This window comes from Corynebacterium sp. HMSC074C11 (assembly GCF_001809455.1).
GTDB lineage: Bacteria > Actinomycetota > Actinomycetes > Mycobacteriales > Mycobacteriaceae > Corynebacterium > Corynebacterium amycolatum.
Genome location: NZ_KV797736.1, coordinates 22,887 through 39,483 on the forward strand (window position 1 = coordinate 22,887; position 16,597 = coordinate 39,483).

Annotated in this window: 13 protein-coding genes; 5 read left to right on the forward strand and 8 right to left on the reverse strand. The window is 58.3% G+C overall.

Going from position 1 to position 16,597, the window contains the following annotated elements; all coding sequences use genetic code 11:
- Both HMPREF2614_RS11305 and HMPREF2614_RS06570 read right to left on the reverse strand, forming a co-directional pair.
- A partial coding sequence (locus tag HMPREF2614_RS11305; protein WP_305763967.1) for a biotin/lipoyl-containing protein occupies positions 1–388 on the reverse strand: 388 nt, incomplete at its 3' end.
- A 173-nt stretch (positions 389–561) separates the two neighbouring features.
- Positions 562–2,100 carry a leucyl aminopeptidase gene (locus tag HMPREF2614_RS06570; RefSeq protein WP_081913949.1) on the reverse strand — a complete coding sequence of 513 codons (1,539 nt, stop codon included), beginning with the start codon at positions 2,098–2,100 and terminating at the stop codon, positions 562–564.
- Between the two features lie 221 nt (positions 2,101–2,321).
- Here HMPREF2614_RS06570 and HMPREF2614_RS06575 point away from each other — a divergent pair, with 221 nt between their 5' ends.
- Both HMPREF2614_RS06575 and HMPREF2614_RS06580 read left to right on the forward strand, forming a co-directional pair.
- Complete coding sequence (locus tag HMPREF2614_RS06575) at positions 2,322–3,437, forward strand: branched-chain amino acid aminotransferase (protein ID WP_038625886.1); 1,116 nt, start codon at positions 2,322–2,324, stop codon at positions 3,435–3,437.
- A gap of 264 nt (positions 3,438–3,701) precedes the next feature.
- Positions 3,702–5,801 carry a vWA domain-containing protein gene (locus HMPREF2614_RS06580; RefSeq protein ID WP_081913947.1) on the forward strand — a complete coding sequence of 700 codons (2,100 nt, stop codon included), beginning with the start codon at positions 3,702–3,704 and terminating at the stop codon, positions 5,799–5,801.
- A gap of 578 nt (positions 5,802–6,379) precedes the next feature.
- Here HMPREF2614_RS06580 and HMPREF2614_RS06585 read toward each other — a convergent pair.
- The 4 genes from HMPREF2614_RS06585 to HMPREF2614_RS06600 all read right to left on the reverse strand — a co-directional run bounded on the left by HMPREF2614_RS06585 (position 6,380) and on the right by HMPREF2614_RS06600 (position 9,768).
- Positions 6,380–7,252, reverse strand: coding sequence for an adenosylcobinamide-GDP ribazoletransferase (locus HMPREF2614_RS06585; protein WP_038625884.1), 873 nt, complete (start codon positions 7,250–7,252; stop codon positions 6,380–6,382).
- Between the two features lie 5 nt (positions 7,253–7,257).
- Positions 7,258–8,295 carry a nicotinate-nucleotide--dimethylbenzimidazole phosphoribosyltransferase gene (gene cobT, locus HMPREF2614_RS06590; protein WP_038625882.1) on the reverse strand — a complete coding sequence of 346 codons (1,038 nt, stop codon included), beginning with the start codon at positions 8,293–8,295 and terminating at the stop codon, positions 7,258–7,260.
- Positions 8,296–8,397: 102 nt separating this feature from the next.
- Positions 8,398–8,991 carry a bifunctional adenosylcobinamide kinase/adenosylcobinamide-phosphate guanylyltransferase gene (locus HMPREF2614_RS06595; RefSeq protein WP_038625880.1) on the reverse strand — a complete coding sequence of 198 codons (594 nt, stop codon included), beginning with the start codon at positions 8,989–8,991 and terminating at the stop codon, positions 8,398–8,400.
- A gap of 12 nt (positions 8,992–9,003) precedes the next feature.
- Positions 9,004–9,768, reverse strand: coding sequence for a DUF3043 domain-containing protein (locus HMPREF2614_RS06600; protein WP_038625877.1), 765 nt, complete (start codon positions 9,766–9,768; stop codon positions 9,004–9,006).
- 314 nt (positions 9,769–10,082) lie between these two features.
- Between HMPREF2614_RS06600 and HMPREF2614_RS06605 the strand changes: the two genes are divergently transcribed.
- Positions 10,083–10,424, forward strand: coding sequence for a HesB/IscA family protein (locus tag HMPREF2614_RS06605; protein ID WP_005512007.1), 342 nt, complete (start codon positions 10,083–10,085; stop codon positions 10,422–10,424).
- Between the two features lie 181 nt (positions 10,425–10,605).
- On the opposite strand, the gene asnB is transcribed toward HMPREF2614_RS06605, so the two are convergent.
- Positions 10,606–12,531 carry an asparagine synthase (glutamine-hydrolyzing) gene (gene asnB, locus HMPREF2614_RS06610; protein WP_038625875.1) on the reverse strand — a complete coding sequence of 642 codons (1,926 nt, stop codon included), beginning with the start codon at positions 12,529–12,531 and terminating at the stop codon, positions 10,606–10,608.
- 500 nt (positions 12,532–13,031) lie between these two features.
- Here asnB and HMPREF2614_RS06615 point away from each other — a divergent pair, with 500 nt between their 5' ends.
- Together HMPREF2614_RS06615 and HMPREF2614_RS06620 are read left to right on the forward strand one after the other, a co-directional pair.
- Positions 13,032–14,207 carry an aa3-type cytochrome oxidase subunit II gene (locus tag HMPREF2614_RS06615; protein ID WP_038625873.1) on the forward strand — a complete coding sequence of 392 codons (1,176 nt, stop codon included), beginning with the start codon at positions 13,032–13,034 and terminating at the stop codon, positions 14,205–14,207.
- A 35-nt stretch (positions 14,208–14,242) separates the two neighbouring features.
- Complete coding sequence (locus tag HMPREF2614_RS06620) at positions 14,243–14,689, forward strand: aa3-type cytochrome oxidase subunit IV (RefSeq protein ID WP_038625871.1); 447 nt, start codon at positions 14,243–14,245, stop codon at positions 14,687–14,689.
- Between the two features lie 102 nt (positions 14,690–14,791).
- On the opposite strand, the gene HMPREF2614_RS06625 is transcribed toward HMPREF2614_RS06620, so the two are convergent.
- Positions 14,792–16,519: an ABC-F family ATP-binding cassette domain-containing protein gene (locus HMPREF2614_RS06625; RefSeq protein ID WP_070560593.1), complete on the reverse strand. Its 1,728-nt coding sequence runs from the start codon at positions 16,517–16,519 to the stop codon at positions 14,792–14,794.
- Positions 16,520–16,597 lie beyond the last annotated feature (78 nt).

Here is a 16,597-nt window from a genome sequence, read left to right on the forward strand (position 1 = left end):
TGACGGATTCGCCGAGCTCCGGCATCTCAACGTCAGTAGCGGGACCGGAAGCGGCCTTCGGTGCTTCCTTATTTGGCTCTTCAGCTTCTTCCTTCGGAGCCTCTTCCTCAGTCTCCTCTGCGGAATCGTCAGCGCCTTCCGGCTCTTCGCCCGGCTCGCCGACCTTTGCGATGACCTCGCCAACATCGACGGTGTCGTCTTCTTCAAAGAGAATCTCGGTGAGAACACCGGCGACCGGAGATGGAATTTCGGTGTCGACCTTGTCGGTGGAAACCTCGAGCAACGGCTCGTCGACCTCGACGGTGTCGCCGACCTTCTTCAGCCAGGTGGTAATGGTGCCTTCGGTAACTGATTCACCGAGCTCCGGCATCTCAATAGAGGTCGCCATGTTTGTGCACTCCTCGAAAAGTTAAGAAATCTCGTTTTAAGACGGTTATTACAAATTAGCTTACAGGTTGAAAACTCTGCTTGCCCCGTGGGCTGCGCCCGCTTTCGACTGGTGCGTGGAATAGCTCATTTCAGCCAGGATTCCAGCCGGGTGGGGCGCAGTCGGATGACCGGCTACTTCGTTGCCAAATCCTCAATCACAGAGAACATCGTCCGAACCGGAACGCCAGTGCCCCGCTTCGGGGTATAACCATACTCCCCGGTGGTGTTGAAGGCCGGACCGGCAACGTCGATGTGAACCCATTCAACATCCTCACCAACGAATTCGCGCAGGTATGCAGCTGCAACGCTCATACCGCCAAAGCGAGAGTTCGTGACATTCCGCAGGTCAGCGACCGGAGAATTCAAGGCCTCTGCTAGCTCAACTGGAATCGGCATTGCCCAACCATTTTCACCAATGCTCTGAGACAGCTCTGCAACACGGTCACGGAACTCGTCATTACCCAGGACACCCGGGGTGCGCTCGCCAAGAGCGACCAGCTGCGCACCGGTCAGGGTGGCGGTGTCAATCAGGTGAGTCGGCTTGTCTTCGCAGGCGCGGACAATGGCGTCCGCGAGTACGAGACGGCCCTCTGCGTCGGTGTTCAGAATCTCAATGGTCTTACCGCCGTACTGCGTAATGACATCGCCCGGACGGTACGCCTTACCGCCCGGCATGTTCTCTGCCATCGGAACGGTTGCGGTCACCGGGGTGGAAACACCCAAACGGGCAGCCAGGACGACTGTGGCAATAACTGCCGCAGCGCCGCCCATATCGGAAATCATGTTCTCCATGCTGGCGCCCGGCTTCAGCGAAATACCGCCGGTATCAAAGGTGATGCCCTTACCGACCAGCCCCAGCGATTTCTCTGCCGACTCATCGCCCTTCCAGACCAGACGCACCAGGCGCGGCCCGCGCGAGGATCCGCCACCCACGGCATTGAGGCCTCCGAAACCGCCGGCGCGCAGAGCGTCGTCGTCAAGCACCTCGACCTCGAGCCCTGCGTCACGGCCCAGCGCTGCAGCAGCGTCAGCAAACGTCTCGGGGTAGAGGTGCGACGATGCTGTATTGACGAAGTCACGCGCGGTGGCAACGGCATCCACAATCGCCGCAACGCGCTTTACGACGTCGTCATCAGCGCCCAACACGACCACCTTCTGGGTGTCCTCGTTGCTTTCTTCGGCGCTCTTCTGGCCGGAGTAAGCGTAAGCGCCCAGTGCAAAGCCCTCGGCTGCAGCCTGCGGATCGATGGCGCCGAGAGTGTTAAAGACCACCTTGGCCTTGGACATACGGCGGGCAGCGGCACCGCAGGCACGGCGGATATCCTCTGCATCCAGGTCCTCAGAACCCACGCCAACGCCCGTGACACTGTCGACATCCAGGCCAGCGGGGGCCGGAATGGTGGTCACGGACTCGGCCTTAGCACTGGCGGAGACTGCCTCAAAGGAGGCGAGCAGCTGCTCTGCAACCGAACCGATGGCCTCGGGTGCGACCAGCTCGACGCCATCCTCGCCGTCGATAAGCGCGACGAGAACCGCGTCGGCGTCCGCGGGCAGAGACTTGTCGGCAGCGATGACCACGCGAGTGCCGATAGCCGGCAGGTAATTGGACAAAATTGCGGCGTTGCGAGAGGCGCCGAACTGCGTCGAATCATTGTTAGCGGGGACTGGCATGTAGTTGCATCTCCTTGTAGTCGTACTATGTGGTACACCACCGTATCCCTATTTGCCGGTTCGTGTCCTTCACCCCTGGACAGCGGACCGACGAGACAGCGCCACGACTATTGGAATGTACCCGCGCCTAGTGCCCGCGACGCTGACATTAGCCTGACTAACACGGTCTTTCGGGGCGAGTATTGATACGACTCGATCCTCGACGGTTTAGGATGAAAGACATGTCTGCTTTGGAATTTGCAATCGAACGTAACCCGAATCCACTCTCTGATGTCGAGCGCGAGGAGATTCTGGCCAACCCCGGTTTTGGTAAGCACTTCACCGACCACATGGTCCGAATTGACTGGACTGCAGACAAGGGCTGGCACGACGCCAAGCTGCAGGCATATGGTTCGATTGAAATGCAGCCGTCTTCTTCGGTCCTGCATTACGGGCAGTCGATTTTTGAGGGGCTGAAGGCGTATCGCATGCCGGATGGTTCCATTGTTACTTTCCGCCCGGAGCAGAACGCTCGTCGTTTCCAGCGCTCCGCTGACCGCATTGCGATGCCGCAGCTGCCGGAGGAGACCTTTCTCGAGGCAATCCGTCTGCTGGTTGAGGCCGATGCGGCATGGGTGCCGCCAGCTGGTGGCGAAGAATCCCTGTACCTGCGTCCAATCATGTTCTCCACTGAGAGCACCCTGGGTGTGCACCCGTCGAACTCTTACACCTTCCTGCTCATCGCTTCACCTGCTGGCGCGTACTTCTCCGGTGGTATTAACCCGGTGACCGTGTGGATCTCCCACGAGTACGTGCGTGCCGCGCCGGGAGGCACCGGTGCTGCGAAGTTCGCAGGTAACTACGCAGCTTCGCTGGCGGCTCAGCAGCAGGCAGAGGAAAAGGGCTGCGACCAGGTTGTGTGGCTGGATGCTGTCGAGCGTAGGTACATCGAGGAGATGGGCGGCATGAACCTGGCGTTCATCTACCCGGATAAGACCGCTGACGCTGGTGTTCGCCTGGTGACTCCAGAGCTGTCCGGTTCGCTACTGCCGGGCATTACCCGGGCATCGTTGCTGCAGGCTGCTCAGGATCTGGGCATGAATGTCGAGGAGCGTCGCATTTCCACCGAGGAGTGGAAGAATGATGCCACTTCCGGTGTCATGAGCGAGGCATTCGCCTGTGGTACCGCTGCCGTCATCACCCCGGTCGGTTTTGTGAAGTCCGCTGAGGGTGAGTTTGAGATTAATAACGGCAACACTGGTGAGTGGACTATGAAGCTGCGCGAGCGTCTGACTGGTATTCAGCACGGTGAGGTTGAGGACACCCACGGTTGGATTCACAAGCTCGTTGAGGCTTAAGTTTCGGCGTAAGTCGGAAAAGATAATTTAATAGTTGTTACGAGAATTAGTACTTTCGCAGCCCCTGATTAGTATTTGCTGGTCAGGGGCTGCGTTTTTGCTTCGCTGGTTCCCCAACAGCTGTGCGGTTTTCTCATGGTTCATGAATTGTTCAGAGGGCATTTGTTTAGCCATTAAAAATACCTCTAGCGTGACCGGGGTCACTGTGAAAAACTACCAACACGATTGGTTTTTGTAGTTGGGAAAACAGTTTGAGGTGCTGTGATGGTGGTAGTTCAAGACTTTTTTAAAGATAGTTTTTCGTCAAGTAGTTCAAAGCGCCTAAGGGTAGCCATCGTCGTCACGCTGTTGTTGGCGGCGTGGACGATCGGGTTTAGCGCAATCCCGGCTCCTGTGGCGGCAGCTCAAGATACGCCGCCACCGTCCGGGGTGGAACAGCCCGCTCCTACGGGCGAAGGGGGCACGGGCGAAGCAAAAGCAGAGCTAATCATGGATCTGTCAGGCTCGATGCTTGCCGACGATGCCGGAGGCACCCGCCTCGATGCGGCAAAGCGCGCATCCACGGAGCTGATTGACTCCCTCCCGGATGATGCGCTACTTGGCATGCTGGTTTATGGCCAGCGCGAATCCAGCGATGAATCCAACCGCGAGCGAGGTTGCCAGGACATCGAGGTGCTGTCGCCGGTTCAAAAGGTCGACAAAGAAGGCCTGAAGAGCAGGATTGCCGGGTTGAAAGCTCAGGGCTACACGCCGATTGGCAATGCACTGCGTAAGGCGGCTGATGAGCTTGGTTCAGACGGTGAGCGATCAATCATCTTGGTTTCCGATGGAATTGACACCTGCGCACCGCCACCGGTGTGTGAGGTTGCGAAAGAACTGGCGGGGCAGGGCGTTGGCCTGACCATTCACACCGTGGGCTTCAAGGTTGATGAAGAAGCTCGCGCTGAGCTTGAGTGTGTTGCGCAGGCAACTGGCGGTCAAAGCATGACTGCTGATGATGCCACCCAGCTGGCAGACCACATGAAGTTCTTGGCTCAGCGGTCAGTGCAGGGCTACGAAACCACGGGCACTCCGTTCGAGTTCTCCGAGACTAAAGAAGGCGCGAAGTGGCTCGGCGAGGGCAAGTACCAAACGACGCTGGTGCCAGAGGTCGCCCAGCACGATCGCACCCCGCTCTACTACCGAATCGCAGTGCCGAAGGGGCACAACGCGATTGTTACCTCAAAGGTGTTGGCGAATATCGATGCTGAGGGTAAGGGGCAGCAGGATGTCCGAACTGAAGTTGACGAAATCATCAATGAAACCGGCGGAAAATGCCAGGACGACGGTCGCATGAGGTCGCTGACAGGCGCCGAAGCTAGTGCCGATTCGTGGACTCCAACTTCGGCTGATGCAAGCATTCTTGAATGGGATAGCGACCGCATAGAATCCAGTTGTGATCAAACCAAGTGGCTCGTCGCAAACAACGTGTGGGTCTATGACAGTGAATCAGTAGCAGATTATCGTGATGAACCCGTGAAGGTCGAGGTTAGCGTTCAGTTTGAGCCAGTGCTGAAGAAGCAGGATGCTGACAAGCTAAATGAAGGGCGGTCTTCCTCCGGCGACAAAGCCTACAAGAAGGCCACTTTTGGGGAAGCCAAGCCTGTAAGCGGTGGCAATAACGCAGCTCAAGCCCCGGAAGTCAAGTCTGGGGACACTATCTCCGACACAATCGTTCCCGGTGAGCAGAAGTTCTACAAGATCCCCGTCGAGTGGGGTCAGCGACCAGTGATTGCTGCCCGTACTGGAAATTCGGAGCGCGATAATGCCGATTCCATGGGAGTTGCTCTGTTGAATCCATTCGAGGTTTCCGTGGCGGATGGAACAATGCACTTTTATCAGGATTCCGAGGATCTGAATTTGTCAACAGATCGTCCGGTCGAATACAACAACCGAAGTACCAATGTTGGCGGACAATCTATAGCCAACGCTGGCTATTACTACGCGACTGTCCGAATGGCTAACTATCGCCCGGATGAAGAGGTCAGTGGTATCGATCAGCCGTTCCAGCTCGCATTCCTCCTGGACAACAAGCCAACTAAGGGGCCTGACTGGCGACCGACCGACAAGAACGGCCCGACTTCATCCGATAAGCCGATTCTGGCCAAGGGAGAGTCGGAAAAGGATTCGTCGAAGGAATCTTCGGAAGATGCGTCGAAGGAATCTGACTCCCCGGATACGGATTCTCAGGCATCCGCATCCTCGTCGGACATGGAGGACGAGGGTATGAGCCCGCTGGTCATTGGCACCATTGTGGCAGTGGTCGCCGTGTTTATCGGCATCGCAGGCGCAATCGTCTACCAGAACAAGAAGCGCAAGGAGTAAGACAAACCGTAAGCTCAGGAAGCTCCTGAGCAGGAGGGGCTAACCCGCAAGAATGTGTCCGCTCGGCATATCGCCGGGTGGGCACACTTTTTCTGCTTAACCCCAAAACTGACAGGCCAAGCATGATACTTACAGGCCAAGAACGATGGGCTGCAGATGTGAAGCTGTGCGAGTTTATGACACTTTCAGGCCATTTTTCGGACCATTTTCGCCATAAACGCAGTCAGTAACTCGCATCGGTCCGCCGTCGCTAACATAACCGCAGTCACTAGCCCCCCGCAGAACCCAAACCCCACAGAACCCAAACCTGGGAGTATTACCCCAACATAGAAAAGCACATCCCGTGCATTGCTGCGACGGGACGCGCTTTTTTTAATTAGCTGGGAGGCTAGAAGGTGTGCTCGTTCTTGGCGCCCCGGCAAACGGTCGGCGCAAAATAATTTGGGCGAGCCCCGAAACGAGCCTCCTGTACTCCGCCTTCCCGGCGGTGTGCCCTCAGAATACGTCCGCGTCAAAGTGACCGTCAATAGTTCTTTTTAAAGAAAACCCCAACGGGGGCAATGCGTGCATTTTCCCTGCTAGAACCCTATGGCAAGTACCACGGCACAGACAGCGCATGTTACCTCAATGACCGCACCAAACACGTCGCCGTTGACTCCTCCAAACCTCTTCACGCAGTGCTGTGTCAGCAGCAGTGTAACGCCGAAGCTCAGCACACAAGCGGCTACGCCCACGAGCCCAATCAACCCGCCCGACACAGCTAGCAGCAGTGTCCACCAGCAGGCCACCGTCACGGTGGACTGTGTACCAGCCGTCAGGGAGCCGAAGCCGCTGTTCGAAAAAGGCGGAAAGCCACGCCAGCAGGCAGTCGTTGCCGCCGCGCGAGAGGCCACAAAAGGCAAGCACAGCACAACCACGCTCGGCCACATCTGACCAGCAGACCAATGTGACAGCACACTAGCCACAATCACGGCAAAAGCAGTCGTCGTCGTCAACATCGTCAGCACGATGGAGCCCACGCCCATTGGGCCGGTGCTCGGATCGCGCAGCACCTCGCGCGCCCCCTCCGGCGGTTTATACGAGCCGAGGGCATCTGCCACATCCGCCAGCCCATCCAGGTGCATGGCGCGGGTCAACATCTGTGCCGCCACCATAATCAGGGCGCCGCCGAGGATCGGGGTGACGTCGTAAAGCGTGGGCGTGCGTGACGACGACGTTGCGAACAGCCCCGCCGTGATGAGAACTGCACCCGCGGCAGGAACGAGCCCAGCTACTGGCAGTGCAGCGATGGCGCGGCGGCCGGTAATGCGGTCGAACACGCTCGCGCCTTTGAAAGGCAGGACAGTGAGCCAGGACAGGGCAGTGGTGATGGCCTCAGCGACGGCATTGCCGTGAGCGGAGGGATCACCGTCGAGGTTGTCCTGGTGAGACGGGCCGGCTTTGTCGGACAAGTCGATTAGTCCTTGGTGCTTACGCCTGCGTCGGCGAAGGTAGCCATGTTGCGCAGGACGGATACGCCGGACTTGACCAGCGGTAGGGCAGCGACGGCGCCGGAGCCTTCGCCAAGACGCATCCCGTATTCGAGAAGTGGTTCCTTATCCAGGTGTCGAAGGGCAAGCGCGTGCGCGGGCTCTGCCGACTTGTGGCCGGCGACCCACCAATCGCGCGCGCCCGGCGCGAGCTGGTCAGCTAGCAGAGCTGCGGATGTGACAACCACTCCGTCCAAAATCACAGGAGTGCGACGCACCGCTGCCTGAGCCAAGAATGCGGCCATCACAGTCATATCCGGCGAGGAAATACGACGGAGCACCTCAACCGGGTCATTGCGCAGGCGACGCACGCGGAACATGGCATCGCGCACGGCAGCGACCTTGAGCTTCCAGCCCTCGTCATCAATGCCAGTGCCTCGGCCGACGACGACAACTGGTTCGGAGTTGGTCACGGCACCGATCAGCGCTGCGGCTGGAGTGGTGTTTCCGATGCCCAGGTCGCCGGCAATGAGCAGGTCAGCGCCTTCATCAACGGCGGCGTCGGCAATCGCGATACCCGTGCGGATGGCCTTATCGACCTCCTCCTCGCTCATCGCATCCTCGCGGTCGATAGAACCGCAGCTGCGACGGATACGGTATGGCCCTTCGGCATCGTGGTCGAGGGAAATGTCCACACCGGTAACTGTGGCTCCCGCGATGTCAGCGATAGCGTTCACGCCGGCGCCCTTTGCCTCGATGTTGGCAAGCATCTGGATAGACACCTCGGACGGGTACGCGGACACCCCGCCCTGGGCAACACCGTGGTCACCAGCGAAGACATAAACACGACAATCGTCTAGGTCACGCGGAGGGCATTCTCCCTGGCACGCCGAAATCCAAATGCCGAGTTCTTCCAACCGGCCGAGTGAGCCTGCGGGTTTAGTCAACTGCTCATGGCGCACGCGGGCGGCTTGTTCAGTCTCTTCGTCAGGGCGTGCTACCGGTCCAAAATAATCCGCGTTCATACTCTCAAACGCTACCCGAAAACGATTTGTGTACCGACCATTGGTACACAGTTATTCGCATTGCTAGGAAGACCGTCATAGGAGGAGAGGCGTGGAGTGAATCTAGCTCGCCGCCTTGACTTCCATAGGGCAGCCCGCCACAACTAAGACAACACGATCACAGACAGCTGCGAGCTGCTGGTTGAGAAGGCCAATTTCATCACGGAAAAGCCGCCCTGAGCGGTGCTCGGGAATGACACCGAAGCCCACTTCGGGCGACACAATGAACAGGTCGGAATCTGCGGGGAAGTTGCGCACGGCGTCGACAAGCGAGTGTGTCCACGGCGCGACGCTGCCCCTCGGCGCCTCCCACAGCCCCTGCGCGTCGAGGATGTGCGTCAGCCAGGTGCCGACATCGTCGAGCAACATGCGCCGCTTCGGCGACGCGAGAGCATCCACCGCATCGACGTCATCAACCGTGTACCAGACCACTCCGTGCTCTTGTGCCTGGGCTTGACGACGAATGCGGTGCTCCTTGACCCTGGAGTGAAAGTCACTATCACCGGGCCAGGGCCGTGCAGTTGCGATGTAGTGCAACACCGCTGAGGCTGCGGCATCTGAGGCACAGTCGGTTGAGGCTGCGGCGGTGGCCAGCAGCTCGTGCTCAGCCCATGAGGACTTGCCTGAGCGGGCGCCACCGAGAACCAGAGTGCGCATGGCAGATGGAGGCTACTTGATCTCGTCGCCGATGTTGACCTGCGGACGCGGAGTACGCAGACGACGCGGCTGAGAAGCGCGGGAGTAAGCGTAGAAGCCCAGCCCCCAGGCTCCCTCGGTGGTCTTCGGGAAGCGTTCGCGCGTCAGCTTGATGGCACGGCGGCCGATGTAGATACCTTCGATAATCAGGGCGATGATGAGAACCATCGCGATGAGAGATGCGATGTTGGCCAGCTTTGGCAGGGAAGTGCCAATCATCATAATCAGCAGCAGAATCAGCGCGAACGGGAGGAACACGTTAGCGAGGAAGCGACGGGAATCAACCCAGTCGCGGACAAACTTGCGCTCAGCGCCCTGGTCACGCGGCAGCATGTAGCGCGGATCGCCGGCGGCCATGCGCTCGTCGGCAATGCGGCGCTGCTCACGTCGCTCTGCTCGCTCGCGTGCCTTGGCGGCCTTGAGCTCTTCCTTGGACATGGAGGCCTTGAGCTCCTTGCGGCGCTGGCGAGCTTCCTTAGCGGTTAGCGGTGCCTCGACCGGGCCACGGCGGATGCCGCGTGCGCGCTCAACCTCGTTGCGCTTCGGGGTGGGGCGCCCCTTCTTGGGAGTAAAGGCACCGCTGTGCTTCTTCTCGGGCTGCTGAGACTCCGAAGCGGTGTCCTTGGCTCCGCTGGATGCGGTCGCGTCGGTGGTTACGTCTCCGGCGTTGGTTGCGTCAGCTTTAGTTGCGTCAGCTGCCTTGGACTTTTTGTCATTCTTTTTCCACGGTAGATTCACGACCCCAGATTATAAGGTCTTCAAGGTGCTTCCCTAATTTGGTTGCAGGTTGAGGGCCAGGGGCTGGGCAAGGGGCGTGGTTTTTGGCGTGGCCGCCGCGTGGGGTCGGAGGCGGAGAGAGCGCCGTTGGGGCGTCGGAGGCCGTGGTGCGGTTGCGAGGTGGCGGCAAGAAGAGACTTCAGAAAAAGAGAAAGAAAAAGAGAGCCCAGAATTGGGAATTAAAGACTGGTCGGTATGGTTGTGATAAATAATGACGTAGCCGACCTTGGGGTCGACTCGCATACTTAAACACTTCAACAAGGAGGACACGCGCTATGACTACTGCTCAGAGCACTGGCGTTACCCTGACCGAAGCTGCGGCTGCCAAGGCAAAGGCACTTCTGGATCAAGAAGGTGCCACCGACCTGGCACTGCGTATTTCCGTGGCTCCGGGCGGCTGCGCCGGCCTGCGCTACCAGCTCTACTTCGATGATCGCAGCCTCGACGGCGATGTCGCCGAGGTTTTCGGTGGTGTCAAGCTGGTTGTTGATCGCCAGTCGGTTCCGTACCTGTCCGGCGCCACTATCGACTTCGCGGACACTATTGAGCAGCAGGGCTTCACCATCGATAACCCGAATGCCACCGGCTCCTGTGCTTGCGGTGACTCCTTCAACTAAGTCATTAGCTGAGCAGAGCTGTCAGCAGACGCTGTGAAAAGCGTCGGATAGTACAAGGCTCGGACCTCACTCTTGTTAATTGAGTGAGGTCCGAGCCTTTTCTTTTGGTTGCGCCGGCTATGGTGGCAGCCTGCCGGGGCAGGATGGCAGCGCGGGGACCGTCGTAAAGCGAACTAGCGAACTAGAGCTCGACGGGGTAGTCGCGCTGCTCGATGTCCGGAGTGATGCGGTCTTCGATGAAGATGCCGTGCCAGACCATGAAGGCCAGGATGGTCCAGAGGCGGCGAGAGTGGTCGCGCTCGGTTGGGTGGTGCTCGGCGAGCATCTTGAGCACGGCGTCCTTATTAATGAACTCATCAGTCTGGGACTCGCGGATGATGTCCTCGGCCCAGCCGTGCAGTTCGTCGCCCGCCAGCCAGTGGCGAATCGGCACCGGGAAGCCCAGTTTGCGGCGGTTGAGAACGTGCTCCGGAACAATCTGCTCCATGGCGCGACGCAGTGCGTACTTAGTGGTGCCGTGAGAAACCCGCATGTCCACCGGCAGCGTCTGTGCAACGTCGAAGACCACACGGTCGAGGAACGGCACGCGCAGCTCCAGGGAGTTGGCCATGGTGATTTTGTCGGCCTTGACCAGAATGTCGCCACGCAACCAGGTGAACAGATCCAAGTGCTGCATCCGAGTCACCGGGTCCCAGCCTTCAGACTGCGCGTAAATCGGTGCCGTGACATCGCTGTGGTCCCATTCCTTCTTTGCCCATGGCAGGACTTCCTGCAGCTGCTCGAAGTTAAAGGAACGAGCATTGCCGTAGTAGCGCTGCTCCAGCGGAGTAGTGCCTCGCTGCAGCAGTGACTTGCCGCGCATGCCTTCTGGCAGAGCTTCGCCGACCTTAGCCAGGCCGCGCAGCAGGGGAGAGGGAACCTTGTCGAACGGTTTCAGCGACAGCGGCTCCTTATAAATGGTGTAACCACCAAAGAGCTCGTCTGCGCCCTCACCGGACAGTACGACCTTAACGTGCTTACGAGCCTCTGCGGCCACGAAGTACAGCGGTACCAGTGCAGGGTCAGCTACCGGGTCATCGAGGTACCACATAATCTTCGGAATCGCACCGGCGAACTCCTCCGGCGAGACGACCTTCACGATGTGCTCGACACCGATGGCAGCGGCGGACTCCGCAGCCACATCGACCTCGGAGAAGCCCTCGCGCTCGAAGCCGGTGGTAAACGTCAGCAGGTTCGGGTTGTGGCGCTTAGCCAAAGTTGCAATCGCCGTGGAGTCGATACCGCCCGACAGGAACGAGCCCACCGTGACGTCGGCACGCATATGCTTCTCGACGCTGTCCTCCAGTGCGCGGGCAATGCGGTCAAAAACATCCTGCTCAGCGCCCTTAGCTACTGGCTGAATCGGGAAACTCGGCTTGAAGTAGCGGGTCTGCTTAACTTCGCCGCCAGGCGTAACGACGGCTGTGCAGCCCGACTCCAAGCGGACAATTTCGGTGTGCAGCGACTCCGGTTCCGGCACATACTGCAGATCGACGTAGTGCTCCAGTGCGCGCTTATTCAGCTTCTTCGCATCGATGCCCATCTCCGGCGCAGCTTCGAGCAGGGACTTCTTCTCAGAACCGAAAATCGTGCCGCGCTCTGTGGTGGCGTAGTAGAGCGGCTTAATGCCGAACGGATCGCGCGCCAGGAAAAGCTTGCGTTCGACGCTGTCCCAGATAGCAATGCCGAACATGCCGCGCAGGTGCTTTACGACGTCCGCTCCCCAGTGGTGGAACCCAACGACGATGGGTTCACCATCGCCGGAGGTATTAAAGGCATAGCCTTCCTTCTGCAGCTGCTCGCGGAGTTCGACGAAATTGTAGATTTCGCCGTTGAAGGTCATGGAGTAACGATTCGGCTGATTCTCCGGTCCCCACTGCAGCGGTTGGTGGCTGTGGGCAATATCAATAATGGATAGGCGGTTGAAGCCGAAAACTGCGTCCTCATCGTGCCACGTGCCTGCATCGTCAGGGCCGCGGTGCCGCATGCAGGGCAGGGCCCTTTCGACAACGGGAACGAGCTCCGCTGCGTCAGAATTTGCAGTCAGGATTCCGAGAAGACCACACATGCTTCGTGCGCGCACCTTTCGCTTAGTGTCACTTAGTGGATTTTCGACGGCTTCGTAGCTAGGGGCTCAGTGCGACTGGCTGTCGCCTGAACCGGTGGCCGTGAAGGACCGCCGCGTGGCTGAGTAGCTGGGTTGAACCCCAGATTGGCACCACATAGAAATGCTGCACCTACTTTAATGCCTTTTGGGGAAAAGCGAGAATGTCTGAGTTTGCCGTGTCTAGGGCTCGGGGCAAGGTTGTGCGGGACGGTGTGTGCGTCAGCGCGTGGCGCAAACACTAAAAAATTCATAGACTTGGGAGCGTCAACAGGGTGTAACTGGTGAGAATGCCACCCCCGATAGGCGGGTCTTTCTCAGTATTTTATTAGGGCAGATATACTCAAAGGCACCCCACAGCCATATTTATTGTGGAGAAAGCTTAAGAATCGACTACTCTGCTTGGGTAGGACGAAACCTTAATCGGTTATCGAAAATTGTGTGGATCAGGAAGGCAGACACACGTGAATCAGCGTAGAAAGTTCGGAGTCGCCCGTAAGCTCGGCGTCCTCGGCGTTGCCACCGGTAGCGCAGCCTTGCTTGCCGGCTGCGATGTTAATCCTCCGGAGAACGGCTTCTTCAAGCTGCTCCGCTTTGGTTGGCCGGAAGGTGTGACCCCGGAAGCACAGTCCATGGGTAACTTCTGGGTTTGGACCTGGGTTGCAGCTTGGATTATCGGCATCATCGTTTGGGGCGTTACCCTTTACTCGATGACAAACTTCACAGCTAAGAAGGCTGAGAAGAAGGGCAAGGGCGAGTTCCCGCGCCAGACTGCATACAACGTTCCGGTTGAGTTGTCTCTGACCATTCTCCCGATTCTGATTGTGATGACTCTGTTCTTCTTCACGGTTCAGACTCAGGACGAGGTCACTGCTCTGGATAAGGATCCAGAGGTCACCGTCGACGTCACCGGTTTCCAGTGGAACTGGAAGTTCGGTTACGCCAACATCTCCGCTGACCTGATGGGCGGCCAGGAGTACAACGGTCGTATTGAGAAGCCGGCTGATGAGCAGTTCTTCACCGAGGGTGGCCACGAGGTTCCGTCCGACGAAGATCGCGCAAAGCAGAAGGAGTACCCGGTTCACGGTCGCTCCAAGGAGAGCCTCGACTACCTGCACTACGACGAGATTGAGACCCTCGGTACCACCGAAGAGGTTCCGGTCCTCGTTGTTCCGGAAGACACTGCAATTCAGTTCGACCTCGCGTCCGCTGACGTGATTCACTCCTTCTGGGTTCCGGAGTTCCTCTTCAAGCGCGACGTGTTCCCGCACCCGGAGGCTAACAAGTCCAACCGTGTCTTCCAGATCGAAAAGATTGACTCGGACAAGATTGCCAACCGACCAGAGGACAACCCGAGCGACAAGGTCAAGAACGCATTCGTTGGCCGTTGTGCCGAGATGTGTGGTACCTACCACGCAATGATGAACTTCGAGATTCGTGCTGTCCCCCGTGAGGCATTCACCGAGTACATCAAGTTCCGCCAGGAGAACCCAGAAGCTACTAACGCTGATGCTCTGAAGCACATCGGTGAGCCGGCATTCGCAGTCTCCACTTCGCCGTTCAACTCCGGTCGTGTCGACACCCGCGACATGGGTGATCGTGGTGCTAACACCATTGACCTGAACGCGACCGCCAAGTAAACCCAGCAAGATTCTTACCTAAAGGAAGTTCTCAAATGAAGTCTGCAGCAAAGCTCTTCTACGGACTTACCGTGTTCCTGGGGTTCATGGCTGTCGTCTACATCTTCGGCACTCAGTACCTCCAGGACACCGGTAACGTCATCAACGAAAGCCAGGGTCGCCTCGAGTGGGCCGGCGCAACCGGCCTGGTCCTCGCAGCTCTGATGACCCTGATGCTCGGTGGATACTTCCACTTCACTGAGCGCCGTTCCGACATCACCCCGGCCGACTTCGAAGAGGCAGAGGTTGCCGACGGTGCTGGAACCCTCGGTTTCTTCTCCGCTAGCTCGATTTGGCCGTTCGTGATGACCATGGGCATCCTGCTCATGGGCTACGGCATCGCATTCATGGCCTACTGGCTGATTGTTCTTGGCGCGGTAATCCTGATCGTCGCCGGCACCAAGCTCAACACTCAGTACATCACTCCGCCGGAGAAGCACTAGTCCGAGTGCAAGCCGACTGAACCACAGTCGTAGATAACCGAAAAGTCTCTCCCACTAACAAGGGCGTTAGTGGGAGAGACTTTTTTGTTTTGCGATTCGGCATTAAGCGAACTCGACAGGTTTTTGCCCCTTAGGTAACTCGACGACTTCGCCGTCGGTCACCTGCAAATGACGCGCCTCGAGCGAGTTGATCATGCGATGATCGTGGGTAATTACAATAATTGTGCCTTCAGCAGATGCAATAGCGTCCTGGACCTGCTCGATTAGATCCACACTCAGATGGTTAGTAGGTTCGTCGAGAAGCAAAATCTCTGGTGGATTGGCCACAACGAGCGCCAATGCCACTCGACGCTGCTGTCCGATGGACAGGTCACCTACAGGTCGATTGGCGTCCTCGGGGCTAAGCAACCCAAAGTCGTCGAGAGGCACGCGGGCATTGGGAGCAAGGTCGTACAACTCACGGGCGGACTTCTTTGGGGTTTCCCAGTCTTGTTCCTGAGCCAGCATGGCTACTCGACAGTTCTCGCCGATACGCACCTCGCCAGCTTGCGTCTCAACTTGCCCCATGATGGCCTTGAACAAAGTAGATTTTCCGGCCCCATTAGGGCCTGTGATAACGACCTTGTCTCCGGGACGAATAGTCAGTGAACCAACCCGAATTCGATCTGGGACGACCACACCGCGCATCTTGATGTGAAAATCCTCATCGCTTCCCGATGCAGCGCGCTTGGTCGGTAGGGGTGCGGTCAGCGGGGCATCAAAGCCCAGCAGAGCCGGCGGACGCTCCACACCTTCCTCAATGAGCTCATCCAGTCGCTGCTTAGCCGAACGCACGCGGCGCGCGATTTGTCGCTCTACACGACCGCCACGGCGGTCATAAGCCATCTTGTTGTTGTCCGTCATTGCTCGGCCCGGTGAGACCTCACGGGCGCCATTGTCGATGGTGTCTTCCAACCGATTGCGTTCGTGCTCCTCGGAGCGCCACTGGTGCTCCCATAGCTCACGCTGGTGGCGACGGTGCTTCGCGTAGTCGGAGTAATTGCCACGGAACAGCCCAATACCAGGGCGCCCCGGCACCAAGTCTCCAATTACAGTACAAACGGCATCCAGGAAGTCGCGGTCATGCGTTGCCACCACAACCACTCCAGGGTGGTTCTGAATGGTGTCAATCACGAGCTGGCGACCGCGTTCATCGAGATGGTTGGTGGGCTCGTCGAGAAGCAAAATCTCTGGCTTTCGAATGAGCGTAATCGCGAGCCCCAGCCGCGCCCGCTGCCCGCCGGAAATCTCCGTGGTTAGTTGCTCTACCAGGGGAGCGCCGTCGGGAGCAGTGCCGGTCAGGCCGAGATGGTCGAGCACAATCTCCGCGTTATGTTCGGCGTTCCAGTCATCGTGAGCCATGACATCCGAGAAGACCTTCGAATACGCTTTCTCTGCCGCCTCAGACTCATCTGGGGTCTCTGCTAAGGACATCGCCTCAGCTGCCTCTTCCAACTCCGCTAGACGACGTTTCGAGGGGCCGAGAGCCTCATCGATAAGCATTTGCACCGTGGAGTCGAAAGGCGCTTCCAACTCCTGAGAGCCGAGCACACGCGTGCCAATATGAGTCACCGTACCGCTCGTGGGTCGACGACGACCCGACAGCAGCCAAAGAAGAGTGGATTTGCCGGCTCCGTTGTCTCCGACCAATCCGAGGACATCGCCGTCGGAAAGCGTGAGCGAGACATCGCGCAGAACAGGCGTGGCCTCGTAGTCGAAGTTGACACCGTTGGCGACAAGCTGTGTGGCGTTGTTCGAAAGGTCGGTGGTGGGGGAGTGACTGGTAGACATATGGCCATTTTAGTACTGGTAAACAGCAGATTTGGTATCTGACATATGTGGGAGTCAAGGCGAGCTCGAAAGAATCTG